Genomic DNA, 24267 nt, shown 5'->3' on the forward strand with positions numbered 1-24267 from the left:
CAATTTAGCCCTTACATGACTTTCTGGGGAAAATAATGTCCGGAACCCAACTTTTACCCGCTGAGCAGATTCGCCTGCCGCTGTTGCCGCTGCGTGACGTGGTGGTGTTTCCGCACATGGTGATTCCGCTGTTCGTGGGGCGCCCCAAATCCATCAAGGCGCTGGAAGCTGCGATGGAGGCGGGCAAGAGCATCATGCTCGTGGCGCAAAAGACCGCCGCCAAGGACGAGCCGACCGATAAGGATCTGTACGAAGTCGGCTGTATCGCCAACATTCTGCAGATGCTGAAGCTGCCGGACGGCACCGTGAAGGTGCTGGTCGAGGGCACGCAGCGCGCCAACATCCTCTCCGTCACCGACGACGAATCGCACTTCTTCTGCGAAGCGGTGCCCGTCGGCCCGGAACCCACTGAATCGGCTGAGACCGAGGCGCTGCGTCGCGCCATCGTCTCGCAGTTCGATCAGTACGTGAAGCTGAACAAGAAGATCCCGCCCGAGATCCTGACCTCGTTGTCGGGCATCGACGAGCCGGGTCGTCTGGCTGACACCATCGCTGCGCATCTGCCGATCAAGCTCGAGCAGAAGCAGAAGATTCTCGAGATGTTCAACGTGACCGAACGTCTGGAGAGCCTGCTGTCGCAGCTTGAAGGCGAGATCGACATCCTGCAGGTGGAAAAGCGCATCCGTGGCCGCGTCAAGCGCCAGATGGAGAAGAGCCAGCGCGAGTACTACCTGAACGAGCAGGTCAAGGCCATCCAGAAGGAACTGGGCGAAGGCGAGGAAGGCGCTGATCTCGAAGAGCTGGACAAGAAGATCAAGGCCGCCCGCATGCCGAAGGAGGCCAAGAAGAAGGCCGAGTCCGAGTTCAAGAAGCTCAAGCTGATGTCGCCGATGTCGGCCGAGGCAACGGTCGTGCGCAACTACATCGACACGTTGGTCGGTCTGCCGTGGCGCAAGAAGAGCAAGGTCAACAACGACCTGTCGAATGCCGAGCAGGTTTTGGATCAGGACCACTACGGCCTGGAGAAGGTCAAGGAACGCATCCTTGAGTACCTCGCAGTGCAACAGCGCGTGGACAAGCTGAAGGCGCCGATCCTGTGCCTCGTGGGGCCGCCGGGTGTTGGCAAGACCTCGCTCGGGCAGTCGGTGGCGCGTGCAACGAACCGCAAGTTCGTGCGCATGGCGCTGGGCGGCGTACGTGACGAGGCCGAGATTCGCGGTCACCGCCGTACGTACATCGGGTCGATGCCCGGCAAGATCCTGCAGAGCCTGACCAAGGTCGGCGTGCGCAATCCGCTGTTCCTGCTCGACGAAATCGACAAGATGGGTGCGGATTTCCGCGGCGATCCGTCGTCGGCCCTGCTTGAAGTGCTGGACCCGGAACAGAACCACACGTTCCAGGACCACTACATCGAAGTGGACTTCGACCTGTCGGATGTGATGTTCGTGGCGACGTCGAACTCGCTGAACATCCCGGCGCCGCTGCTGGACCGGATGGAAGTGATTCGCCTGTCGGGTTACACGGAAGACGAAAAGGTCAACATCGCCCGTCGCTACTTGCTGCCCAAGCAGATCAAGAATAATGGTCTGAAGGAAGGCGAGATCGAGGTGACCGAAGCCGCGCTGCGCGACATCATCCGCTATTACACGCGGGAAGCTGGTGTGCGTTCGCTGGAGCGCGAGGTCTCGAAGATCTGCCGCAAGGTGGTCAAGCAGTTGCTGCTGAAGAAGGAAGCCGGCACGTCCGTGAAGGTGGATTCGGACAATCTGGACAAATTCCTCGGCGTGCGTCGCTTCGACTTTGGTCTGGCCGGCAAGGAAGATCAGGTCGGCCAGGTGACCGGTTTGGCATGGACGGAAGTGGGCGGCGATCTGCTGACCATCGAAGCCGCACTGATGCCGGGCAAGGGCAACATCACCCGCACCGGTTCGTTGGGCGACGTGATGAAGGAGTCGGTCGAGGCTGCGCGCTCGGTGGTGCGTTCGCGTTCGGCGCGCCTGGGTATCAAGGATGAGATGTTCGAGAAGCGCGACATCCACATCCACGTGCCCGAAGGTGCGACGCCCAAGGATGGCCCGTCGGCAGGTATTGCGATGACGACGGCGCTGGTGTCGGTGCTGACCGGGATTCCGGTGCGCGCTGATGTGGCAATGACCGGCGAAATCACGCTGCGCGGCGAGGTGTTGCCGATCGGCGGCTTGAAGGAAAAGCTGCTGGCTGCACACCGTGGCGGCATCAAGCTGGCACTGATTCCGGAAGAGAACGTCAAGGACTTGGCGGACATTCCGGACAACGTGAAGAACAGCATCGAGATTCAGCCGGTGCGCTGGATCGATAAGGTGCTGGAGCTGGCGCTGGTGCGTAAGCCGGAGCCGCTGCCGGAAGAGGAAGCCAAGCCCGCGCCCGCCAAGGGCGACGACGGCAAGTCGCAGGAAATGGTGCATCACTGACACCGTAGCCTGCGAAGGTTGAAGAAGGGCCCGACATGTTCGGGCCCTTTTTCTTTGCACAGGCTGCGACGTGCGGCACGCAGTTCTTCGCCTTGACACGTCGATTGACGGCCACTTTAATGAATCCACACTGAGCGGGTGTTCGGGGAGGTGGCACGATGAATAAAACAGATCTCATCGACCATGTGGCGACGCAGACAGATATGTCCAAAGCCGCGGCGGGGCGCGCCATCGACGCGCTGATCGACGGCATCAAGGATGCGTTGTGCGACGGTGGGTCGGTTACGCTGGTCGGCTTCGGTACGTTCCTGGTCGGCAAGCGATCTTCGCGTAATGGGCGCAATCCACGCACGGGAGCGGCCATCACGATCGAAGGCGGTAAAGTTGCGAAATTCAAACCTGGCAAAGCGCTGAAAGATGCGCTAAACTAGCGGGCTTTGGTGCTCGTGGGTGACAACACGGGCGCCGGACAGTCCGGCTCACGCCGGCAGTACGAACGGGTGCTTAGCTCAGTTGGTAGAGCAGCGCCCTTACAAGGCGCGGGTCGGGAGTTCGAGCCTCTCAGCACCCACCATCGTTCGTATTGCCGCTCACGCGTCGGGTAGTCCAACCCAATCTGGAGCGGTAGTTCAGTCGGTTAGAATACCGGCCTGTCACGCCGGGGGTCGCGGGTTCGAGTCCCGTCCGCTCCGCCAGATTCCTGTACAAAGGCCCGATTCGTTCGGGCCTTTGTCTTTTCGGCGGCGAATGCTTGCAGGTCGTGCCTGTGCGCTGTGCCGCGATTGTCCGGAATGTCGGCGGCACCTGATAGAATCGCCGGATTTTCCATCTTCCATTCACCTCCGGTCCAGCATGCTTGATTTCGTACGTACGCATCGGCGCTTGATGTTTCTGGTGCTGCTGATTCTGGTGTTCCCGTCGTTCGTGTTCTTCGGCGTGCAGAGTTATTCGAGCTTCATGGACAGCTCGCATGACGCAGCCAAGGTCGACGGCAAGGTCATCTCCACCAACGAAGTCGACGCGCGCGTGCGCGAGCAGACGGAGCGTCTGCGCCAGATGCTTGGCGCGCAATATGATCCGCGCCAGTTCGAAGGTCCGCAGATGCGCCGCGACGTGCTCGACGGCATCATCCAGCAACGCGTGCTGGCCAATGAGGTTACGCGGGCGAACCTGACCATCTCGAACGACAAGATTCGCGACACCATCCTGCAGATTCCCGCTGTGGCAGCGCTGCGCAAGCCGGATGGCTCGTTCGACCAGGAAGCCTACGTGCGGCTGCTCGCTGCGCAGAACATGACGCCCGAACAGTTGGAAGGCAACCTGCGCTTCGAGCTGTCGCAGCAACAGATTCCGCAATCGATCGTGTCGTCGGCGTTTGTGCCGAAGTCGCTGGTGGAGCGCCTGATCCAGGTACGCGATCAGCAACGCGAAGTCCAGACGCTGCTGTTCAAGCCGGCCGACTACGCTGCAAAAGTCAATGCGGACGACAAGGCCATCCAGGCTTACTACGATGCGCACCAGCAGGAATTCTCTGTGCCGGAGCAAGTCAAGGCCGAGTATGTCGTGTTCTCGGGCGAAGACATGATGAAGCAGATTCCGGTCACGCCCGAACAGATCAAGGAGTACTACGATCAGAACGCTGCGCGCTTCAAGACACAAGAAGAACGCCGCGCCGCTCACATCCTGATCAAGCTGCCGGACAACGCCAAGCCTGCCGACAAGGACGCCGCCAAGAAGAAGGCCGAAGAAGTCCTGGCCGAGGTACGCAAGAACCCCGCGAGCTTCGCCGAGCTGGCCAAGAAGTACTCGGGCGATCCGGGTTCGGCCGCGCAGGGTGGCGAGCTGGGCTTCCTCGGCAAGGGCGCGACCGTGCCGCCGTTTGAGAACGCGCTGTTTGCGCTCAAGCAGCCGGGCGACATCAGTGACGTGGTCCAAAGCGACTTCGGTTTCCACATCATCAAGCTGGAAGAAGTGAAGGGCGGCGGCGTGCAGCCGTTGGAAGCCGTCAAGCCCGAGCTTGAGCGTGAAGTGCGTACGCAGCTCGCCAACAAGAAGTATTCGGAGCTGGCCGACGCGTTCTCCAACACGGTGGAAGACCAGTCCGACAGCCTGAAGCCGGTGGCCGACAAGCTCAAGCTGCAGATCCAGACGGCCGACAACGTGACGCGCACCCCGAGCCCGGCGCAGTCCGGCAGCCCCATCGGCAACGACAAGGTGCTCAAGGCGCTGTTCGCTGACGACGTGATCAAGAACCACCGCAACACGGCCGCTATCCAAGTGGGCCCGACCACGCTGGTTGCAGCGCGTGCGGCGGAGTATCGCCCGGCCACGGTGAAGAAGCTGGCCGACGTGCGTGAACAGGTCAAGGCCAAGGTGATTGCCGAGCAAGCCGCTGCGCTGGCAAAGAAGGCCGGCGAAGAAAAGCTGGCCGCCGTGAAGCAGAGCAACAGCGCCGATGGCTTCAACGCTGCACAGACCCTCTCGCGCCAGCAGGCGCAGGGCACGCCGCCGGCAGCATTGACGGCCATCCTGCGTGCGGATGCGACCAAGCTGCCGGTCACCATCGGGGTCGACCTCGGTGCCCAGGGCTATGCGCTGTATCGCATCAACAAGGTGCTGCCGCCGGCCAATGTAGACGAAGCGCGCCGTACTGCCGATGCACAGCAACTGGCGCAGGCGGCAGGCCAGACGGAGTTCAACGCCTACTACGAAGCGCTGAAGGCGCGTTCGAAGGTGAAGATCAACAGCAGCGCGGTCGACACCAGCAAACCTGCCAATACGGCAGAGGACTGATACTGCGTCCTGCGACTAGCCAGACAAAAAAGCCCCCTCTACAACGAGGGGGCTTTTTCTTTGCCGTATTTTTTTGCCGACTAGTCCAGCGGTTTGCCGATGCGCGCCACGCGCGGCATGTACCAGTGATCTGGATCGAACGACAGGGCTACGTGGGAAGCGCGCGCGATCAGGTTCTTGCGAGGGACCAGGCCAAAGTAACGTGAGTCTCGGCTGTTGTCGCGGTTGTCGCCCAGCATGAGGTAATGGTCTTGCGGGACGGTGATGGGTCCGAAACTGCGCAGCGCACGCACCTCCGGCAAGACCATCACGGTGTGCTCGCGGCCGGGTAGCGCTTCCGACCAGAGTTCATGCGGCAGTGTCGCCGTTGCCTGCGGCAACGTGCCGGGTGCGACGTCCGGCAGCGGCGCATAGGCAATCCGCTCACGATTGATGTAGAGCGCTTCGTCACGCATTTCAACCACGTCGCCGGGCAGCCCGATGAGTCGCTTCACCAGCTTCGTGCCGTCTTCGGGGGAGGAGAAGACGACGACATCACCACGTCGCGGGTCGCTGCCGCGCTTGAGCCAGACGGTCGTGGCCGGCACGCGCACCCCGTAGGCCAACCGGTTCATCAAAATGTAGTCACCTTCGATGAGCGTGGGGTTCATTGAGCCGCTCGGCACGACTGCCCAGTCTGCAATGCAGGCGCGGAAGGCAAAGAGCAACGACATGCCGACCAGGAACCGCTTGTTGTCGCGCGCTGCGCGTAGCCCGCTTGCCAGAAGCTTCATGGTGTTCGCCCGAGTGAGAGGTAGCCGCCGTGTCGCAGTAGGAAATCCGATGCGCCGTATGACGCAATCGGTGCGGCAGAGGGGTCATCTTCCGACCCGGGCTTTAAGGAGAGGTTCCAGTTTGGGCCACACGTTATCGAGCATCGTTGGCTGCGCCGCGGCAATGGGATGGATGCGGTCTTCCTGAAACCAGTCTGGGCGTTGCGCAACGCCTTCGAGCAGGAACGGCACCAGCGGCAGCTTGTACTGCTGCGCCAGCTTGCCGAACATGGCGAAGAAGCGCTCGCTGTAATCCGGGCCGTAGTTGGGCGGGATGCGCATGCCGACCAGCAACACCTTCGCGCCTGCGGCTTGCGATGCTTCGATCATCGCCTTCATGTTGGCCTCGCTGGAGGCGAGCGAGAGGCCGCGTAGCGCGTCGTTACCGCCCAGCTCCAGAATCACGACGGAGGGTTTTTCGCGTGCCAGCACGGCGGGCAGGCGTGAGCGGCCGCCGGCCGTGGTGTCGCCGCTGATGCTGGCATTGGCGACGCTATAATCGGGCTTCCGTTCTTTGAGGCGCCTGTCGAGCAACGCGACCCAGCCTGCGCCTTGCGCCAGGCCGTATCCCGCCGACAGGCTGTCACCCAGCACCACCACGCGATGCGATGCCGGCGCGCCTTGTGCTACAGCCGTCTGTGCGAGCGGCAGCATGCCGAACACTGCGCAGCCGAGCGCCGCTGCAAGCCACTTCACGCTGCGCCTTCTACTACCAACCCGTCCAATCATGTCGTCTTCCGCTACCTGGGTGATTGAAGTCGATTCGCTGCACAAGACTGTGCGCGATGCCACCGGTGAGTTGCCTATTCTGAGCGATGTTGCGTTCCGTGTGGAAATGGGCGAGACGCTGGCGATTGTTGGCGCCTCCGGCTCGGGCAAATCGACGCTGCTCGGGTTGCTCGCCGGACTGGACTTGCCGACATCGGGCTCGGTCAAGCTGCTGGGCAACGACCTGTTCAAACTGGACGAGGATGGCCGTGCCGCCGTGCGTGGCAGCCACGTCGGCTTTGTCTTCCAGTCGTTCCAGCTGCTGCCGCACCTGACGGCCCTCGAGAACGTGATGTTGCCGCTGGAATTGCAGGGCGATGTGAGCACCGCTGAAATGCGTCGTCGTGCCACGGTGCTGCTGGAGCGCGTCGGCCTCGGCGCACGGCTGTCGCACTATCCAAAGACACTGTCGGGCGGCGAACAGCAACGCGTGGCTCTGGCACGCGCGTTTGTGACCGAGCCCGACATTCTTTTTGCCGACGAGCCGACCGGCAGTCTCGACACTGCCACCGGCGAGGCCGTGATCGCGCTGATGTTTGAACTCAACCGCAGTGCCGGCTCCACGCTGGTGCTGGTGACGCACGACCGCTCCGTCGCGGCGCGTTGCAGCCGCATTCTCACCATCGAGGCCGGGCATCTTGTCGGCGACGAGATCGTCACCGAACTCTGAACGTTTGCGTCAGAGCGCGACTTTGGCGCGGCGGATCAACGCCGCCGTCGATGCGTCATGCGCCACCGAGGCCGGCGCACCTTCCAGCTCTGCCTGAATCGGCTTGGCGAGTTTCTTGCCAAGCTCCACGCCCCACTGATCGAACGAGTTGATGTTCCACACGGCGCCCTGCACGAAGGTGCGGTGCTCGGCGCAGGCAATGAGTGCGCCGAGTGAGGCAGCGTCCAGCCGTTCCATCAGGATGGTCGTGCTCGGGCGATTGCCTTCGAACACCATGTGCGGCACCAGCGCTTCGTCGGTGACGCCGCCCGCGCGGACTTCATCGGCGGTGCGCCCGAGCAGCAGCGCCTCGCCCTGCGCGAAGCAGTTTGCGAGCAGTTTGGCGTGGTGGCCAGGCAGGTTGCGCACCGGCTCGAGCGTGGTAATGAAATCCACCGGCACGATCTGCGAGCCCTGGTGGATCAACTGGAAATACGCATGCTGCCCGTTGGTGCCGGCCGTGCCCCAGACGATGGGGCCGGTGTCGGTATCGATGGCCGCGCCGTTGCGCTGGACCGATTTGCCGTTGCTTTCCATCTCGAGCTGTTGCATGAAGTCGGTCAGCAGTTCCAGCGGCGCGCAGTAGGGCACGGTGCAGGCGCTCGCCGCATCGAAGAAGCCGCGATACCAGACCGAGAGCATCCCGAGAATGAGCGGCAGGTTCTCGCGTGGCGCGGCCGTCGCAAAGTGGCGATCCATCGCGCGAGCACCATCGAGCATCGTTTCGAACTGTTGCGGCCCGATCGCCAGCACGATCGACAGGCCCACCGCCGACCACAGCGAGAACCGCCCGCCAACCCAATCCCAGAACGTGAACATGTTGTCTGGGTCGATGCCGAACTGCACGACGGCCTCGCGGTTGGTGGAGACCGCGACGAAGTGGTGCTTGAGCTGATCTTCCGCCACACCATGTTCGACAAACCACCGGCGCATGCTATGCGCGTTCGCCATCGTTTCGAGCGTGGTGAACGTCTTCGAGCAGACGATGGCGAGCGTGGTATCCGGATTCAGATGGTCGAGCGTTTCGGCCAGGTCCGTGCCGTCGACATTGGAGACGAAATGCACGCGCACCTGCGGCACGGCTAGGTGGTCGAGGGCGCGGCACACCATGCGGGGGCCGAGGTCTGAGCCGCCGATGCCAATGTTCACGATGTCCGTGATGCGCTGGCCGGAGTGGCCTGTCCAGGCGCCGCTGTGCACGCGGTTGGCGAAGTCGTGCATCTGGGCGCGTACGCGCAGCACTTCGGGCATGACGGGTTCGCCGTCGGCGCGATAGTCGTCTTCCGCGCGGCCACGCAGGGCTGCATGCAGGACGGAGCGGTGCTCGGTGTTGTTGATGCGGTCGCCGCGCAGCATGGCGTCGCGCAGCGTGAGCACGCCGGCCTCGTCGGCCAGTTGCAGCAGCAGCGCCAGCGTCTCAGGCGTGATGCGGTTCTTGGAGTAGTCGACCGTCAGGCCAGCCGCCTCTAGCGTGAAGGCGCGTACCCGTTCCTCGGCGTCCGGCGCGGCAAACCAGTCGCGCATATGTGTCGCGCGGATCGATTCTGCGTGTTGCGTCAGGGACTGCCAGGCGGGTAGGGCTGTGGGCATACGGCGTGAGGTGACGTGAGGTTGGTGCGGGAAAACGAATGGGCAGTATAACGGCGCAATATGAAGCGTTTCTATCGGCGAACGTCCGACGCCAGCAAGGCGTTGAGTGCACGTCTCGCCGGCGCGCATAGCTCGCTTGCGTGCAGGCCGATGGGGCCGACGCCCGCCTGGACCAGATCGTCGGCGGCGCGACCATGCAGCCACACACCGGCGAGTGCAGCTTCGCGCGCTCCCATGCCCTGCGCAAGCAGTGCGCCGATCATGCCGGTCAGGACGTCGCCCGTGCCGCCGGTGGCGAGCCCGCCGTTGCCGGTGGGGTTGATGGCCGGCGCGATGCCCGGCGCCGCGACGATTGTGCCCGAGCCTTTGAGCACGACCACCGCGCCCGTCCGATTGACCAGCGCCTGGGCGGCGGCCAGCCGATCGTGCTGAACGGCGCGCGCATCGGTCTGCAGCAGGCGCGCGGCTTCCAGCGGATGCGGCGTCAGCACCAACGGCACACCGCTTCCGGCCAACTGCGTGAGGCGGGCGAGCAGCGCGGGCGTTTTCGCGAAGAGATTCAGTGCATCGGCGTCGAACACGGCAGGCGTGTGCGCGGACAGCATGCGGTCCAGCAGATGCTCGAGCGCCGCTTCCGATTCCTTGCCGGTGCCCATGCCGGGGCCCACGGCCAGCGCTTGCATGCCGCCCAGATCGAGTGCGCCCCAGCTGTGCAGCATCAATTCCGGTTGCGCGGGATCGACACGCGGCGCATCGGCGGCCAGCGAGGCCACGTGCACCTTGCCCGCGCCCAGATAGAGCGCACCGCGCGCCGACAGCAGCGGCGCCCCGACCATGCCCGCGGCGCCGCCTACGATCGCCACGCTGCCGTACGTGCCCTTGTGGCCGTTATGCCGCCGGCGCGGCACGTGCGCGAGCCAGCGTGACGGCGTGTTGACGAAGGCGTCTGCTTCGACCACGCCGTCATAAGCCGGTTGCGCGGCTTGCAGGTCGGCCAGCGCGATGTCGCCGGTGGCGTCACGGCCATCGCCCGTCAGCAAGCCCGGTTTGACGGCGAGGAACGTGATGGTGGCGCGCGCCTGGATCACCGGCGAATCCGGGCCAGGCGGCTGGCCGGTATCGCCGTTCAGCCCGGAGGGAATGTCCAGCGCATACACCGGCAATCCGCTGGCGTTGATGGTGTCGACCAGCGCCGCATGCAATCCCGTCAACGGCCGGGCGAGTCCGACACCAAAGAGCCCGTCGACGATGGCCGAGGTGGCGGCCGGCACCGAAGCCGGGGTGTGCAGCTGTTCGATCGGGACATTCGCGGCACACGCCTCCGTCCAGGCGCGGCGCGCATCGTCGGGCAGCTTTGCCGGGTCGGTGGCAAGCCATACGGTGACAGCGCGCCCGGCCAGATGCAGCACCGTCGCCGCCACGAGCGCATCGCCGCCGTTGTTGCCTGGGCCGGCAACGAGCAGCACATGCCCATGTGGCGCGCGCGTCTGCAGCCAGTCGGCGGCGGCTTCGCCGGCCCGGGCCATCAAGGTGAAGGGTTCGAGGGTTCGGTACGCAGCCGCTTCCAGCGCGCGGATGCCGGCCGTGCCGAACAGCAGATCGGCGCCGTGGTGCGCGGCCAGGGCGCCGTCGATCAGGATTTCGCGCCAGGTAGGGTGTGAGGACATGGCAACTACGCTTTTATCCATGCAGACATGACGATCTATTCTCTTACAATAGCCCGCGTTTCCGGTCCTTTCCCCGCCCGTTGCAATGTCCAAATCACCGACCACCCCGAAAGCCGATCTGCCGCAATCCGCAGCCAATGAGGATGCAGGGAAGGGCGGGCCGATCGTGTCTTCGTCACACCTGGTGTCGGCGCGCAGTCCGGAGCTCTCGGAGTTCGAGTTTGCGCTCAACACCGCCTACAACGCCTACAACCGCTGGTGCGTGCGCTGCATGGCCGCCGCCGGTGTGCGCGACCTGACCTTCCTCGACGTGCTGGTGGTGCACCACGTCAACCACCGTGGCCGCGCCAAGCGCCTGGCCGACATCTGCTTCGTGCTGAACGTGGAAGACACCCACCTTGTCACGTATTCCCTCAAGAAACTGCAGGGGATGGAGCTGGTGGAGGGCACGCGCAACGGCAAGGAAGTCACCTACACGACCACCGAGGCCGGCGAAAAGGCCTGCGCCCGGTACCGCGAGATCCGCGAGCAATGTCTGACCAGCAATATTTCGCCCAGCGGCGAGGAAAATGCCGAAATTGGCGAGCTGGCGCGCCTGCTGCGCGTGCTGACGGGCCTGTACGAGCAGGCGGCACGGTCCGCCACGTCGCTGTAAAACGGGCGTTTTCGACAATTTCCGGCCGAGGCAGGCGCATTTCAGGCCGATTTGAGGGTCGGTAACAAGGACGGGGCAAGGTACAATAGCGGTTTTCCCGCGCACGCCGGGAAGTCCCTCCTTCCAGCTACTGCCTGCCTTGCCCACCATGGCGCATTTCTCGTGCTTTCCCGGCGCTCTCGCGCTGTCCGCCTTCCGTCAGCAACGCCTGCTTTCCACCCTCAAGCGCATCGATCCGGACATCGATGCCGTCAGTGCCCAATACCTGCATTTCGTGGCCGCCGACACGCCGCTGTCGGCCGATGAAGCCGCCCGTGTGCAAGCGCTGCTGACCTACGGTTCGCCCGCCCCGGCCGATGTCGAGGGTGACCGCTTCGTGGTCATTCCGCGCTTCGGCACGATCTCGCCGTGGGCCAGCAAGGCGACGGAAATCGCCCGCCACTGCGCACTGCCGCAAATCCATCGCATCGAGCGCGGCGTGGAATTCACCGTCACGTGCAAGAAGGGCCTCATCCGCAGCCTGACCGGCGCTGCCAAGCACCTGGACGACGCCACTCGCGCCGCCGTTGCCGAGCATCTGCACGACCGCATGACCGAAACCGTCATCGACTCGCGCGAAGCCGGCTACGGCCTGTTCGACGTGCTGCCCGCCAAGGCGCTGCGCTTTGTCGATATCGCCGGTGGCCGCCAGGCGCTGGAAGCCGCCAACGTCGAAATGGGCCTGGCCTTGTCCGACGATGAAATCGACTACCTCGTCGACGCCTACCGCAAGCTCGAACGCAACCCGACCGACGTCGAGCTGATGATGTTTGCGCAGGCCAATAGCGAGCACTGTCGCCACAAGATCTTCAACGCCGACTGGACCATCGACGGCGAGACGCAGGACAAATCGCTCTTCGCGATGGTCCGCAACACGCACCAACTTGCGCCGCAGGGCACGATCGTCGCGTATTCGGACAACGCTGCCGTGATGGAAGGCGGCATGGCCGAGCGCTGGTTCCCGCACGCGGGCACGGAAGGCGAGACGGGCGTGCCGCAATACGGCCGCCGCGAAGCGCTTACGCACACGCTGATGAAGGTGGAGACGCACAACCACCCGACGGCCATTTCGCCGTTCCCGGGGGCGTCGACGGGCGCGGGCGGTGAAATCCGCGACGAAGGCGCGACGGGCCGCGGCGCCAAGCCCAAGGCTGGCCTGACGGGCTTTACCGTGTCGAACCTGCTGCTGCCGGAAGCCGTGCAATCGTGGGAAAACGCGCGCGATACCGCCCAGCCCGTGGCGCACCGCAATCCGAATGAAGCTGCACCGGGCCCCGTCGGCAAGCCGGACCGCATCGCCTCGCCGCTGCAGATCATGATCGAAGGCCCGATCGGCGGCGCTGCGTTCAACAACGAATTCGGCCGACCCAACCTCGGCGGTTACTTCCGCGTCTACGAGCAGAACGTCGGCGGCACCGTGCGCGGCTATCACAAGCCGATCATGATCGCGGGCGGCATCGGCAACATCGACGCCGGCCACACGCACAAGCACGGCCTGCCGGCCGGCACGCTGCTGATTCAGCTGGGCGGGCCCGGCATGCGCATCGGCATGGGCGGCGGTGCTGCCAGCTCCATGGCCACCGGCACCAATACCGCTGATCTGGACTTCGATTCCGTCCAGCGTGGCAACCCCGAAATGCAGCGCCGCGCGCAGGAAGTCATCAACGCGTGCTGGGCGCTGGGTGAGGACAACCCGATCCTGTCGATTCACGACGTGGGCGCGGGCGGCATCTCCAACGCCTTCCCGGAACTCGTCGATGGTGCCGACAAGGGCGCGCGCTTCGACCTGCGTCAGGTGCATTTGGAGGAGTCCGGCTTGAGCCCGGCAGAAATCTGGTGCAACGAATCGCAAGAGCGCTACACGCTGGCGATTGCCCCCGGCGATTTCCCGCGCTTCCAGGCCATGTGCGAGCGCGAGCGCGCGCCGTTCTCGGTGGTCGGTTTCGCCACGGACGAGCAGCAGCTGCAAGTGGTCGACAGCGATACCGCAGCGGACCTCCCCGAGCACTTCCCGGTCAACATGCCGATGGACGTGCTGCTCGGCAAGCCGCCGCGCATGCACCGTGACGTGCGTCGTGTGTCGCAGGAACTGCCGGAAGTCGATGTCACCGGCCTGGACCTGGAAGTCGTTGCACGCGACGTGCTGCGTCATCCGACCGTCGCCAGCAAGTCGTTCCTGATCACCATCGGCGACCGCACTGTGGGGGGGCTGAACACGCGCGACCAGATGGTCGGCCCGTGGCAGGTGCCGGTGGCCGACGTGGCCGTCACCACGCTCGACTACAAGGGCTACGCCGGCGAGGCGATGACGATGGGCGAGCGCACGCCGCTGGCCGTCATCAACGCACCGGCATCGGGCCGCATGGCCATTGGCGAGTCCATCACCAACATCGCCGCCGCACCAATCGACTCGCTCACGCAGCTGAAGCTGTCGGCCAACTGGATGGCTGCCTGCGGCGTGAATGGTGAAGACGCCCGCCTGTACGACACGGTCAAGGCCGTCGGCATGGAGCTGTGCCCGGCACTGGGCATCAGCATTCCGGTGGGCAAGGATTCGCTGTCGATGCGCACCAAGTGGGAAGACGAAGGCGCAGCGAAGGAAGTCGTCGCGCCGGTCTCGCTGATCGTCTCGGCGTTTGCCCCGGTGACGGACGTGCGCAAGACGCTCACGCCGCAGCTCAAGCAGGTCGAATCGGCCAACGCGCCGGCAGACAGCACGCTGATCCTGATCGACCTGGGCCGCGGCAAGAACCGCATGGGCGGCAGCATCCTGGCGCAGGTCACGGAACAGATCGGCAACAGCGTGCCTGACGTGGACGACGCCGAAGACCTCAAGCGCTTCTTCGCCGCCATCCAGCAACTGAACGCAAGCGGTTCGCTGTTGGCGTATCACGACCGTTCTGACGGCGGCCTGTGGGCAACCGTCTGCGAAATGGCCTTCGCCGGCCACTGCGGCGTGTCGATCAACGTCGACATGCTCACGCTCGACGGCGCGCATGAATCCGACTACGGCGACGCCAAGAACTGGGCGCAGCAAGTCTCCGGCCGCCGCGCCGACCTGACGCTGCGCGCGCTGTTTGCCGAAGAACTCGGTGCCGTCATCCAGGTGCCGCTGGCCCAGCGCGACGCCGTCTTTGCGGTGCTGCGCGAGCACGGCCTGGCCGGTTGCAGCCACGTGATCGGCGCGCCCAACGCCAACGACCACATTGAAATCTGGCGCGACGCCAAGAAGGTGTTCAGCGCGTCGCGCATCGAACTGCAACGCACCTGGACGGATGTCTCCTGGCGCATCGCCAGCCTGCGCGACAACCCCGAGTGCACGCAAAGCGAATACGACCGCATCCTCGACGCTGAAGACCCGGGCATCTCGCCCAAGCTCACGTTCGACTTGGCGGAAGACGTGGCCGCACCCTTCATCGCCACGGGCGCCCGCCCGCGCATGGCGATCCTGCGCGAGCAGGGCGTGAACTCGCAGATCGAAATGGCCTATGCGATGGACAAGGCCGGCTTCGACACCTACGACGTCCACATGAGCGACCTGCTGGCCGGCCGCACGAACCTCGCCAGCTTCAAGGGCTTCGTCGCCTGCGGCGGTTTCAGCTACGGCGATGTGCTCGGCGCGGGCGAAGGCTGGGCGAAGACGATCCTCTTCAACAGCATGCTCGCCGAGCAGTTCGCGGCGTTCTTCAACCGCACCGATTCGATCGCGCTCGGCGTGTGCAACGGTTGCCAGATGATGGCGAACCTCGCCCCGATCATCCCGGGCGCCGGTGCATGGCCGAAGTTCACGCGCAACCAGTCGGAGCAATACGAAGGCCGCCTGGTGACCGTGCAAGTGGAGGCATCCCCGTCGATCTTCTACGCGGGCATGGAAGGCAGCCGCATCCCCATCGTCGTCGCGCACGGCGAAGGCTATGCCGACTTCTCGCAGCAGGGCGACATCGGCAAGGTCGCCGTCGGCCTGCGCTACGTCGACAACCGCGGCGAAGTCACGCAGACCTATCCGCTGAACCCGAACGGCTCGCCGCAGGGCATTGCCTCGGTGACGACGCACGACGGCCGCTTCACCGTGCTGATGCCGCATCCGGAACGCGTGTTCCGCGCCGTGCAGATGAGCTGGCATCCGAAGGAATGGGAAGCCGCCGGCGACGGCAGCAGCCCGTGGATGCGGATGTTCCGCAACGCGCGGAAGTGGATGGCGTAAGCAGTCCGCCAAGCAGCAAAACGAAGAACGCGCCGGGGTGACTCGGCGCGTTTTTTTTCGCCCTCCGTTGGGACGACGGGGCCGGACATCAACCCTGACCGACAGCCCGGGCAATATTTCCTAGGCAAATGTTATATTTCGCGCGCATGCGCCCCGGCCGATGAGCCGAAAACGCAGTACCCCAGCCGGCGCGCCAGAGAACGACAACACAAAAAAACGGGTCACTCGCGCCACGGTCCTGCCTCTCCATGATCAGCGCCCGACCCATGGGTCTATGCGACGAGGGGATCAACATGAACCGGGTCTATCGGCTGGTCTGGAGCCGCACCTTGCGTGCTCCGCAAGTGGTATCGGAACTGACCAAGGCATCGCACGGGGGCGTTGACGCCAGCGGCGACACAACGCATGCGCGTCGGCGCGCTTCCATCCTTTCAATCAGCGTATCGCTCGGGCTGGCCGGTGCGGCGCTCCCCGGCTGGGCCGCGACCTGCTCGCTGAGCACGATCGCAAATTGCAGCGCGGCTGGCGGCGCCGGCATCCCGAACCGCAGCGGTAACGGCGGCAGCGGCAACGGCGGTGGCGGCGGTTCTTCGACGCTGGGCGGCGGTTCGGCCACTGTCCAAGTCCCGGGCGGGCCGACTTCGGGCGGGACGGGCGGTACCGGTGCCACGAACGACAGCGGACAGGGCGGCGCGGGAGGCTCGCCGGCCGTCGTACTCGCTGGCGATGCCGTGGTCAACGCAAACGCGCAGGGCGGCGCAGGCCAAGCGTACGACGGATTCAACTTTGCAGCCGGTGCGGGTGGCGGCGGTGCGGCCGTGTATTCCACGGGCACCAGCGTCACTGTCAGCAACGGGGTGACCGTGCAGGGTGGCGCGGGCGGAAATGGCGGGGCCGGCACATCGGGGGCGGCCTCCAACGGTGGAGGCGGCGGCGGTGGCGGCGCAGGCCTGGTGATGGTGACGCCGGTCGGCGAAGTGAACAACCAAGGCACGCTGGTCGGTGGCAATGGCGGCAACGGAGGCGGCGGCGGAAACCCGGGTGGCGGCGGTGGCGGCGGCGATGGGTTGCTGACCTTGGGGTCCGGCTCGCAGGTGACCAACATCGGGACGATCGTCGGCGGTGTTGGCGGCGCTGCCGGTGGCGCGGGCAGCACGGCCGGTGCCAGTGGCGCGGGCGTCAACCTGGCCGCCGCGTTCAACGTGCTGACCAACGTCGGCACGATTACCGGCGGCGCGGGCAACGGCGGTGCCGCGGGCGCGGGCGTTATTGCCAACGGCGCCGTCATCGTCAATGGCGGCACGATCAGCGGCGGGTTGTCCAGCGACGGCGTGACGCGTGCGGCAGCCATCCAGTTCAATGGGACGAACAACACGCTGCAACTGGTGACGGGTTCCAACATCATCGGCAACCTCGACGTGGCCGCGGGAGCGGCAGCCAAGATCACTGCCGGCACTGCAGGCCTCTCGCTCTCCAACAACGTCACGCTGGGCGACGCCACGTCGCGCGTCACGCTCGATTCGACCACGACGAACCTCGTGGTGTCAGGCGTCATATCGGGTGCGGGCAGCGTGGGCGTCACCGGCAGTCGAACGATCACGCTGACGGGCGACAACACCTACACCGGCGCGACCACCATCACCACGGGCACGCTGCAGATCGGCAACGGCGGCACCACCGGTTCGGTGGCCGGCAACATCGTCAACAACGGCACACTGGCTTTCAATCGCAGCGACGCAGTGACGTACGCCGGCACCATCAGCGGCGCCGGCAATCTGGTGCAGGCCGGAGCCGGCACGTTGACCCTCTCGGGCACGGCCGGCTATGCCGGCAGCACGACCATCAATGCGGGCACGCTGGCGCTGTCCGGCGCCGGCAGCATCGCGGCTTCGAGCGGCGTGGTGAACAACGGCACGTTCGATATTTCGGGGACGACCTCGGGCGCGACCATCAACGCATTGACCGGCTCCGGCATCGTTGCCCTCGGTGGCCGGACGCTCACGCTTGCCAACGCAGCCGGCACCTTCAGCGGCGCCATCGGCGGCACGGGCGGCCTCACGATCACCGGCGGTACGCAAACGCTGTCGGGCGCCAACGGCTTTACCGGCGCAACGACGATCAGTGCCGGCACGCTCGCGCTGTCCGGCGCTGGCAGCATTGCCGCGTCGAGCGGCGTGGTGAACAACGGCACGTTCGATATTTCGGGGACAGCGTCCGGCACCACGATCAACGCACTGACGGGTTCGGGCATCGTCGCCCTTGGTGGCAGGTCGCTGACGCTCGCCAACGCAGCCGGCACCTTTAGCGGCGCAATCGGCGGTACGGGCGGCCTCACGATCGCAGGCGGTACACAAACACTGTCGGGGACCAACGGCTTTACCGGCGCGACGACGATCAGTGCCGGCACGCTCGCGTTGTCTGGCGCCGGCAGCATCGCTGCCTCCAGCGGCGTAGTGAACAACGGTACGTTTGATATTTCGGGGACGACGTCCGGCGCCACGATCAACGCATTGACCGGATCGGGCACCGTCGCCCTCGGTGGCCGGACGCTCACGGTTGCCAACGCAGCCGGCACGTTCAGCGGCACGATCGGGGGGACGGGCGGCCTCACGGTCAGCGGTGGCGCGCAAACGCTGTCGGGCGTCAACGGCTTTACCGGCGCGACGACGATCAGTGCCGGCTCGCTCGCGCTGTCCGGCGCTGGCAGCATTGCCGCCTCCAGCGGCGTGGTGAACATCGGCACGTTGGATATTTCGGGGACGACCTCCGGGGCCACGATCAACGCTCTGACAGGCTCAGGCGCCGTCGCCCTGGGCAGCCGGACGCTCACGCTCGCCAACGCAGCCGGCACCTTTAGCGGCGCAATCGGCGGCGCGGGCGGCATCACGTTGAATGGCGGCACACAAACCTTGTCGGGTGCCAACGGCTTTGCCGGCGCAACGACGATCAGTGGCGGCACGCTCGCGCTGTCCGGCGCCGGCAGCATCGCGGCTTCGAGCGGCGTGGTGAACAACGGCACGTTTGATATTTCGGGGACGACCTCCGGCGCCACCATCAACGCACTAACCGGCTCTGGCACCGTCGCCCTGGGTGGCCGGACGCTCACGCTTGCGAACGCAGCCGGCACGTTCAGCGGCACGATTGGGGGGACAGGCGGCCTCACGGTCAGCGGTGGCGCGCAAACGCTGTCGGGCGTCAACGGCTTTACCGGCGCAACGACGATCGGCGGCGGCACGCTCGCGCTGTCCGGCGCTGGCAGCATCGCGGCTTCGAGCGGCGTAGCGAACAACGGCACCTTCGATATTTCAGGGACGACCTCCGGCGCCACGATCAACGCTCTGACAGGCTCAGGCGCAGTGGCCCTGGGCAGCCGGACGCTCACGCTCGCCAACGCAGCCGGCACCTTTAGCGGCGCCATCGGCGGCACGGGCGGCCTCACGTTGAATGGCGGCACGCAAACTCTGTCCGGCGTGAACACCTATGGCGGTGCAACGACGATCAACGCCGGCACGCTGGCGTTGACGGGTGCCGGCCGCCTGGCCTCGGGCACGACCGTCACGCTCACGGGCGCAACGTCGGCACTCGATCTGTCCGCAGGAGCCAGCCAGACGGTCGCCCATCTGTCTGGCGTCGCTGGCAGCCGCGTGGTGCTGAATGGCAGCGCGCTGACGCTGGCTGACGACTCCTCCCAAGCCTTCGGCGGCAGCCTGAGCGGCAACGGATCGTTGATCAAGCAGGGCACGGGCACGCTCACGTTGAACGGTGTCAGCAGCAGCTTCTCTGGGTCGACCACGGTGGCAGGCGGCACGCTGGCCGTCGGCGATGCGGCAAACGCCAGTGCCGTGCTTGGCGGCAATGTCCTGGTGAACGCGCTGGGCACGCTGCGCGGCCACGGCACGGTTTCGGGCGATGTGAGCAGCAGCGGGGTGGTCGCGCCGGGCGGCTCCATCGGCACGCTGTCCGTTGGCGGCAATTACACGCAAGCGTCGGGCGGGACGCTCGCCATCGAGGTCAGCCCGACGGACGCCTCGCAACTGCGCGTGGGCGGTGCCGCGGCACTCGGCGGGTCGCTTGCCATCGTGTTCGATCCGGGCACCTATACCGCGCGCCGCTACACCGTGCTGAGCGCGGCCAACGGCGTGACGGGCCGCTTCGCCAACGTCAACACCGCCACGGCGGGTGCCAGCCTCGGCTCGCTGCAGACCTCGGTCGACTACGGAGCGAATGCGGTCGACGTGCTGCTCGCGGAAGCAACGACGCCCGGTGGACCTGGCGCACCCGGTGCACCCGGCGGCGGGACCGTCGTCGCCCCAACAAAAACCTCCATCTACACGGCGCTCGGCACGACGGCGCTGCTGCAGGCGCAAAGCGCCAACGCCGCGCTGCTCGGCCGGTTGTCCGGGCCGCAAGATGCCCTGGGCGGCGCCAACAACGTCTGGGCTATGGCCAGCGGTTCCAGCACGAAGGTGGGCGGCACAGGCAATGCGCCGGGCTTCCTCACGCACGCCTACGGGTTCCTGGCGGGAGCGGAGGGCCGCATGGGCGCGGCCACCGTCGGCGCGGCGGGCGGCTACACGCACACCACGCTCGGCGAGGACACAACCGGCGCATCGGGCGGCATCGACACGTTGCGCGTGGCCCTTTACGGCGCACAGCCGATGGGCGCCATCAACCTGTCGGCCACGGTGGGCTATGGGCTCGACTTCTTCTCGCAGAAGCGGCCGTTCGGCAGCGTGGGCACCGCCGAGGGCGACCATCTCGCGCACGAATTCACGGCTGCCACGCAAGCCAGCTTGCCCCTGGAGATCGGCGGCCTCCGCATCGCGCCGCACCTGGGCCTGCGCTACGCCTACGTGCGCGGCAGCGGCTTCGGAGAGGACGGCGCCCACGGCCAGAACCTGCAAGTCGGCCCGGACAGCGCGCGCAGCCTCCAGCCGTATGTGGGAGTCACGCTCGACAAGGCCTTCGGAGACGTGCGCCCCGTCAACGTGCAACTTCGCTTGGGCTATGCGCATGAGCTGATGAACGCCGGCCGCGTCGTCCAGGTGCAGAGCCAGGACGGCACCGTGTTCGCGGCCCCGGGCACCGATCTGCCGCGTTCGTTCCTGACGACGGGGGCCAGCGTCACGCTTCAGGCGGCCAAGGCGACCACGGTGTCCTTGGGTGTGGATGCCACCATCAACACGAGCCACGTGTCTGCGCAGTCCGCGTATGTGCGGGTCAACCATCGGTTTTAACGGAAGCCGCGTGCTGAAAGAAAAAACGCGCCGACGTGATCTCGGCGCGTTTTTTTTACCAGCACCAGCGGCGCGTCTAGCGGCCAAACTTCTCCACAACGCCGCGCCACAACGCATCACGCTCGGCGCCCAGGTGCGCGCCGCTTGCATCGCCCGACGCGTCCTGGCCCACCGCAAGATGGACCATGGTGAGCCGGGATTGCGGGTGCACGTAGATCGCCTGCCCATGGATGCCGAGCAGCACGAATCGCCGTGCTTGTCCCGGCAAAAGCCAGACCTGGAAGCCGTAGCCGTAATAGCGGCTGCCGTGATACGTCATCTGCCCCGGGCGAAACGCATCGGGCTGGCGCGCTGCGTCGGTCATGTCGAGCAGGAAGTCGCGCGGTACGACTTGCCGGCCTTGCACGACGCCATCGTTGGCCAGCATCGACCCGAGGCGCGCGTAGTCCCGCGCCGTTGCATTGAAGCCGCCTTGTGCAAACGCCGATCCGTCGGACTGGCGCAGGAGGTAGGTCGCCTTGGCTTCGGCCCCCATCGGCTTCCATAGCTTGTCGTCAACGAAGTCGCACAGGCTGCGGTGCGTCGCCGCCTGCAGCACGAGCGCCAACACTTCGGTTTGCGCGCCCGCGTAGTTGAAACGCGTGCCCGGCGCATCGGCGCGTTCGTTGACCTGGGCCGCGGCCGCGAGCACGCCTTGCTGTGCTGCCGTCTTGAGAAAACGTGCACGGTCGTCAGTGGGGGTGTAGTCCTCGACGTACTTCGCGCCGGAGGCCATGCGCAGCAGATCGACGATGCGCGTTTCACCGTACAGCGTGCCTGCAAGGTCCGGCACGTAGTGGTCAACACGGTCATCCAGCGAGTGCAGGCTTCCATCCTCCAGCGCCTTGCCGATGGCCAGTGCAACCAGCGTCTTGGCCATCGAGTTGGACAGCATGCGCATGTCTCGCGTGCGGTCGTAGCCGTAATGCTCGGCCAGGATGACGCCGTCCTGAACGATCAGCACAGCGGTCGCGCGCTGATGCTCCATGTAGTCGGCCAGCGTGTAGTCATGGTTGCGGAAGCGATACCGGACATCCGCCTCCTTGTCTGCGATCTTGAGCTGCACCGGTTGGTCGGCCGGCGCCAGTTCGCAAGACGGCGAGATGCGGTCCATGCCGCTTAAAGCGCCGACGATGTACTGCGCCTCGTGGATGCGCGCCGCGCTAGGCGCAAGCGGATAGCCTTGCGCTTTGCCGAGTCGATCTTCATCGGGCGAGGCGATGGCGACGCTGCAGGCGAGCAGCGCGAACGTTGCGCAATATCGGAGAGCTTTCATGACCGGTGCAGGGGTGAAGTTGCTAGCGGCGGCAAGCCGTGAGACTACACCGGCCGCATGGCGGAGCGCCTACGCATTCGTGCCCAGCGGTTCCAGATACGGCTCCAGCAACTCGCTCATCCAGTTCATGAAGACCTGCACCCGAACCGGCAGGTTTCGCCGGTTGGGATACACCAGCGAGACCGGCATCGGCGGCGGCCGGAAGTCAGGCATCACGTCCACCAGCGTACCGTCCGCAATCGCCGACGACAGCCCCGCGTACACCGGTGCCTGGATCATCCCCAGCCCCGCGCGGCACGCTGCGTCGTAGCTCTCGGCCGAACTGACCGTCACCGCGCCTTTCATCGGCCGGAACGCGGAGCGGCCGTCCATCGTGTATTCCCACCCCGGCGACTTCGTGCCCAGCGTCTGCACGTAATGGACGATGCGATGGTGGTCGAGGTCGTCGAGCGTTTTCGGCATGCCATAGCGCGCGATGTAGGCCGGGCTGGCGCAGTTCACCTGATGCAACTGGCCGAGCGGGCGGGCGATGAGGCTGCTGTCGGTCAGGGTGCCGATGCGCAGTACGCAGTCGAAGCCTTCGCGCACCGGGTCCACGCGGCGGTCGGTGCTGGAGAGTTCGATTTCCAGCTCGGGGTGCGCATCGAGCAGCGCGGGCAGGGCGGGGATGACGATGCGCCGCGCAACGCCCACCGGCATGTCGACGCGCAGCCGGCCGCGCAGCGCCTGCGGGCTCTGGCGGAACATGGTCTGCAGTTCGTCCATGTCGGCCAGCAGATCCTGGCAGCGCTCGTAGAACGTCTGGCCGTCTTGCGTGAGCTGCACCTTGCGGGTGGTCCGGTGCAGCAGGCGCGTGCCGAGCATCGTCTCCAGCTGCTGCACCGCCACCGAGGCGGCCGGCTTGGGAATGCTCAAGGCTTCTGCCGCGCGCGTGAAGCTGGCAAGTTCAGCCACGCGCACAAAAATCTGCATGGCTTCGAGTCGGTTGGTGGACATGGCGGGTGGGTTGATTGTTATCTGTGAGAAAACACAGCGATAGGATAAGCGAGATTTATTCTTTGTTTGTCGCCCAATACCATGCTCTCACGGTGTTCGACACCCATCCCAAAACCAACCGGAGAGCAAACATGACGCAGACCCATACCCCCATCGCGATCGTCACCGGCGGCAGCCGCGGCCTTGGCAAGAACATGGTGCAGAAGCTGGCCCAGCGCGGCAGCGACGTGATCTTCACCTACCGCACCAACCGCGCGGAAGCCGATGCCCTCGTCGCTGAACTGACTGCCCAGGGCCGCCGCGCCGCCGCCTTGCAGCTCGACGCCGGCAAGATCGCCACGTTCCCCGCCTTTGCCGAGGCCGTGCGCGGCGTGCTGGCGCAGTGGAAGGCCGAGCGCTTCGATTACCTCGTCAACAACGCCGGCGTGGGCGTGCATGCCACGGTGGCCGAAACCACCGAAGCGCAGTTCGACGAACTGATGAACGTGCATTTCAAGGGCGTGTTCTTCCTCACGCAGATCCTGCTGCCACTCATGGCGGACGGCGGGCGCATCGTGAATATCTCGTCGGGGCTGGCGCGCTTTGCGCTGCCCGGCTACGGCGCGTATGCGGCGATGAAGGGCGCGGTGGAGGTGCTGACCCGCTACCTGGCGAAGGAACTCGGCCCGCGCGGCATTGCCGTGAATGTGGTCGCGCCGGGCGCCATCGAGACGGACTTTGGGGGCGGTGCGGTGCGCGACAACGCGAGCCTCAATGCGATGGTGGCGTCCAATACGGCGCTGGGGCGCGCTGGGCTGCCGGACGATATTGGCGGTGTGGTGGCCTCGTTGCTGTCGCCGGATAACCGGTGGATCAATGCGCAGCGGATTGAGGCGTCGGGCGGGATGTTCCTGTAAGCAGCGGCAGACCGCGACACTTGGCGGGAGTGTCAGTATTTCCGTGTTCGAGGCGGGGGTTGAGAATCACACGGACGGTCGAACGAATCGATCCGCATAGAGGATAGCGAACTGGTTCATGGCCTGCTTCCATTCC

Annotated in this window: 14 protein-coding genes and 2 tRNA genes; 10 read left to right on the forward strand and 6 right to left on the reverse strand. The window is 65.5% G+C overall.

Annotated features, from left to right (window positions below; genetic code table 11):
• Window positions 1-35: 35 nt before the first annotated feature.
• The 5 genes from lon (at window position 36) to R2676_RS21275 (ending at window position 5243) form a co-directional block, all read left to right on the forward strand.
• Window positions 36-2450, forward strand: a complete 2415-nt coding sequence (gene lon / locus R2676_RS21255; RefSeq protein ID WP_027681384.1) for an endopeptidase La — start codon at window positions 36-38, stop codon at window positions 2448-2450.
• 158 nt (window positions 2451-2608) lie between these two features.
• Window positions 2609-2881, forward strand: coding sequence for an HU family DNA-binding protein (locus tag R2676_RS21260; RefSeq protein WP_102067277.1), 273 nt, complete (start codon window positions 2609-2611; stop codon window positions 2879-2881).
• A 67-nt stretch (window positions 2882-2948) separates the two neighbouring features.
• Window positions 2949-3024, forward strand: a tRNA-Val gene (locus R2676_RS21265).
• Window positions 3025-3068: 44 nt separating this feature from the next.
• Window positions 3069-3145 (forward strand) — tRNA-Asp (locus tag R2676_RS21270).
• Window positions 3146-3302: 157 nt separating this feature from the next.
• Entirely contained in the window at window positions 3303-5243 is a 1941-nt protein-coding gene (locus R2676_RS21275; RefSeq protein WP_206273680.1) for a SurA N-terminal domain-containing protein, read from the forward strand.
• 80 nt (window positions 5244-5323) lie between these two features.
• On the opposite strand, the gene lepB is transcribed toward R2676_RS21275, so the two are convergent.
• Together lepB and R2676_RS21285 are read right to left on the reverse strand one after the other, a co-directional pair.
• On the reverse strand, window positions 5324-6016 hold the full coding sequence (lepB, locus tag R2676_RS21280) for a signal peptidase I (protein WP_102067275.1): 693 nt from the start codon (window positions 6014-6016) through the stop codon (window positions 5324-5326).
• A gap of 84 nt (window positions 6017-6100) precedes the next feature.
• Window positions 6101-6709, reverse strand: coding sequence for an arylesterase (locus R2676_RS21285; protein WP_206273802.1), 609 nt, complete (start codon window positions 6707-6709; stop codon window positions 6101-6103).
• A gap of 73 nt (window positions 6710-6782) precedes the next feature.
• On the opposite strand from R2676_RS21285, the gene R2676_RS21290 reads away from it, so the two are divergent.
• The gene (locus tag R2676_RS21290; protein ID WP_027681388.1) at window positions 6783-7493 is read left to right on the forward strand and encodes an ABC transporter ATP-binding protein; all 711 of its coding nucleotides are present in this window, start codon (window positions 6783-6785) and stop codon (window positions 7491-7493) included.
• A gap of 9 nt (window positions 7494-7502) precedes the next feature.
• Here the strand turns inward: R2676_RS21290 and pgi are convergent, their stop codons facing one another.
• Window positions 7503-9122 (reverse strand): glucose-6-phosphate isomerase, encoded by a 1620-nt coding sequence (pgi, locus tag R2676_RS21295; protein ID WP_206273679.1) that lies wholly within the window; start codon window positions 9120-9122, stop codon window positions 7503-7505.
• 71 nt (window positions 9123-9193) lie between these two features.
• Window positions 9194-10789, reverse strand: a complete 1596-nt coding sequence (locus R2676_RS21300; protein ID WP_206273678.1) for an NAD(P)H-hydrate dehydratase — start codon at window positions 10787-10789, stop codon at window positions 9194-9196.
• Between the two features lie 85 nt (window positions 10790-10874).
• Between R2676_RS21300 and R2676_RS21305 the strand changes: the two genes are divergently transcribed.
• The 3 genes from R2676_RS21305 (at window position 10875) to R2676_RS21315 (ending at window position 20924) form a co-directional block, all read left to right on the forward strand.
• A complete protein-coding gene (locus R2676_RS21305; protein ID WP_009238068.1) occupies window positions 10875-11444 on the forward strand; it encodes a winged helix DNA-binding protein in 570 nt (189 codons plus the stop codon).
• A 148-nt stretch (window positions 11445-11592) separates the two neighbouring features.
• A complete protein-coding gene (gene purL, locus R2676_RS21310) occupies window positions 11593-15687 on the forward strand; it encodes a phosphoribosylformylglycinamidine synthase (RefSeq protein ID WP_206273677.1) in 4095 nt (1364 codons plus the stop codon).
• Between the two features lie 293 nt (window positions 15688-15980).
• The gene (locus R2676_RS21315) at window positions 15981-20924 is read left to right on the forward strand and encodes an autotransporter-associated beta strand repeat-containing protein (protein ID WP_206273676.1); all 4944 of its coding nucleotides are present in this window, start codon (window positions 15981-15983) and stop codon (window positions 20922-20924) included.
• A 76-nt stretch (window positions 20925-21000) separates the two neighbouring features.
• Here R2676_RS21315 and R2676_RS21320 read toward each other — a convergent pair whose 3' ends face one another.
• Both R2676_RS21320 and R2676_RS21325 read right to left on the reverse strand, forming a co-directional pair.
• On the reverse strand, window positions 21001-22239 hold the full coding sequence (locus tag R2676_RS21320; RefSeq protein WP_206273675.1) for a serine hydrolase domain-containing protein: 1239 nt from the start codon (window positions 22237-22239) through the stop codon (window positions 21001-21003).
• A 69-nt stretch (window positions 22240-22308) separates the two neighbouring features.
• Window positions 22309-23235, reverse strand: coding sequence for a LysR family transcriptional regulator (locus R2676_RS21325; RefSeq protein WP_206273674.1), 927 nt, complete (start codon window positions 23233-23235; stop codon window positions 22309-22311).
• A gap of 131 nt (window positions 23236-23366) precedes the next feature.
• Here R2676_RS21325 and R2676_RS21330 point away from each other — a divergent pair, with 131 nt between their 5' ends.
• Complete coding sequence (locus tag R2676_RS21330; protein ID WP_206273673.1) at window positions 23367-24131, forward strand: SDR family NAD(P)-dependent oxidoreductase; 765 nt, start codon at window positions 23367-23369, stop codon at window positions 24129-24131.
• Window positions 24132-24267 lie beyond the last annotated feature (136 nt).

It is taken from the genome of Ralstonia flatus, assembly GCF_958439105.1.
Classification (GTDB): Bacteria; Pseudomonadota; Gammaproteobacteria; order Burkholderiales; family Burkholderiaceae; genus Ralstonia; species Ralstonia flatus.

Coding starts and splice junctions, on each gene's coding strand:
- lepB (WP_102067275.1), bottom strand. CDS start 6,016: ATGAAGCTTCTGGCAAGCGGGCTACGCGCAGCGCGCGACAACAAGCGG.
- R2676_RS21325 (WP_206273674.1), bottom strand. CDS start 23,235: ATGTCCACCAACCGACTCGAAGCCATGCAGATTTTTGTGCGCGTGGCT.
- R2676_RS21320 (WP_206273675.1), bottom strand. CDS start 22,239: ATGAAAGCTCTCCGATATTGCGCAACGTTCGCGCTGCTCGCCTGCAGC.
- R2676_RS21300 (WP_206273678.1), bottom strand. CDS start 10,789: ATGTCCTCACACCCTACCTGGCGCGAAATCCTGATCGACGGCGCCCTG.
- pgi (WP_206273679.1), bottom strand. CDS start 9,122: ATGCCCACAGCCCTACCCGCCTGGCAGTCCCTGACGCAACACGCAGAA.
- R2676_RS21290 (WP_027681388.1), top strand. CDS start 6,783: ATGTCGTCTTCCGCTACCTGGGTGATTGAAGTCGATTCGCTGCACAAG.
- R2676_RS21275 (WP_206273680.1), top strand. CDS start 3,303: ATGCTTGATTTCGTACGTACGCATCGGCGCTTGATGTTTCTGGTGCTG.
- R2676_RS21260 (WP_102067277.1), top strand. CDS start 2,609: ATGAATAAAACAGATCTCATCGACCATGTGGCGACGCAGACAGATATG.
- R2676_RS21285 (WP_206273802.1), bottom strand. CDS start 6,709: ATGCTGCCGCTCGCACAGACGGCTGTAGCACAAGGCGCGCCGGCATCG.
- lon (WP_027681384.1), top strand. CDS start 36: ATGTCCGGAACCCAACTTTTACCCGCTGAGCAGATTCGCCTGCCGCTG.
- R2676_RS21315 (WP_206273676.1), top strand. CDS start 15,981: ATGAACCGGGTCTATCGGCTGGTCTGGAGCCGCACCTTGCGTGCTCCG.
- R2676_RS21330 (WP_206273673.1), top strand. CDS start 23,367: ATGACGCAGACCCATACCCCCATCGCGATCGTCACCGGCGGCAGCCGC.
- purL (WP_206273677.1), top strand. CDS start 11,593: ATGGCGCATTTCTCGTGCTTTCCCGGCGCTCTCGCGCTGTCCGCCTTC.
- R2676_RS21305 (WP_009238068.1), top strand. CDS start 10,875: ATGTCCAAATCACCGACCACCCCGAAAGCCGATCTGCCGCAATCCGCA.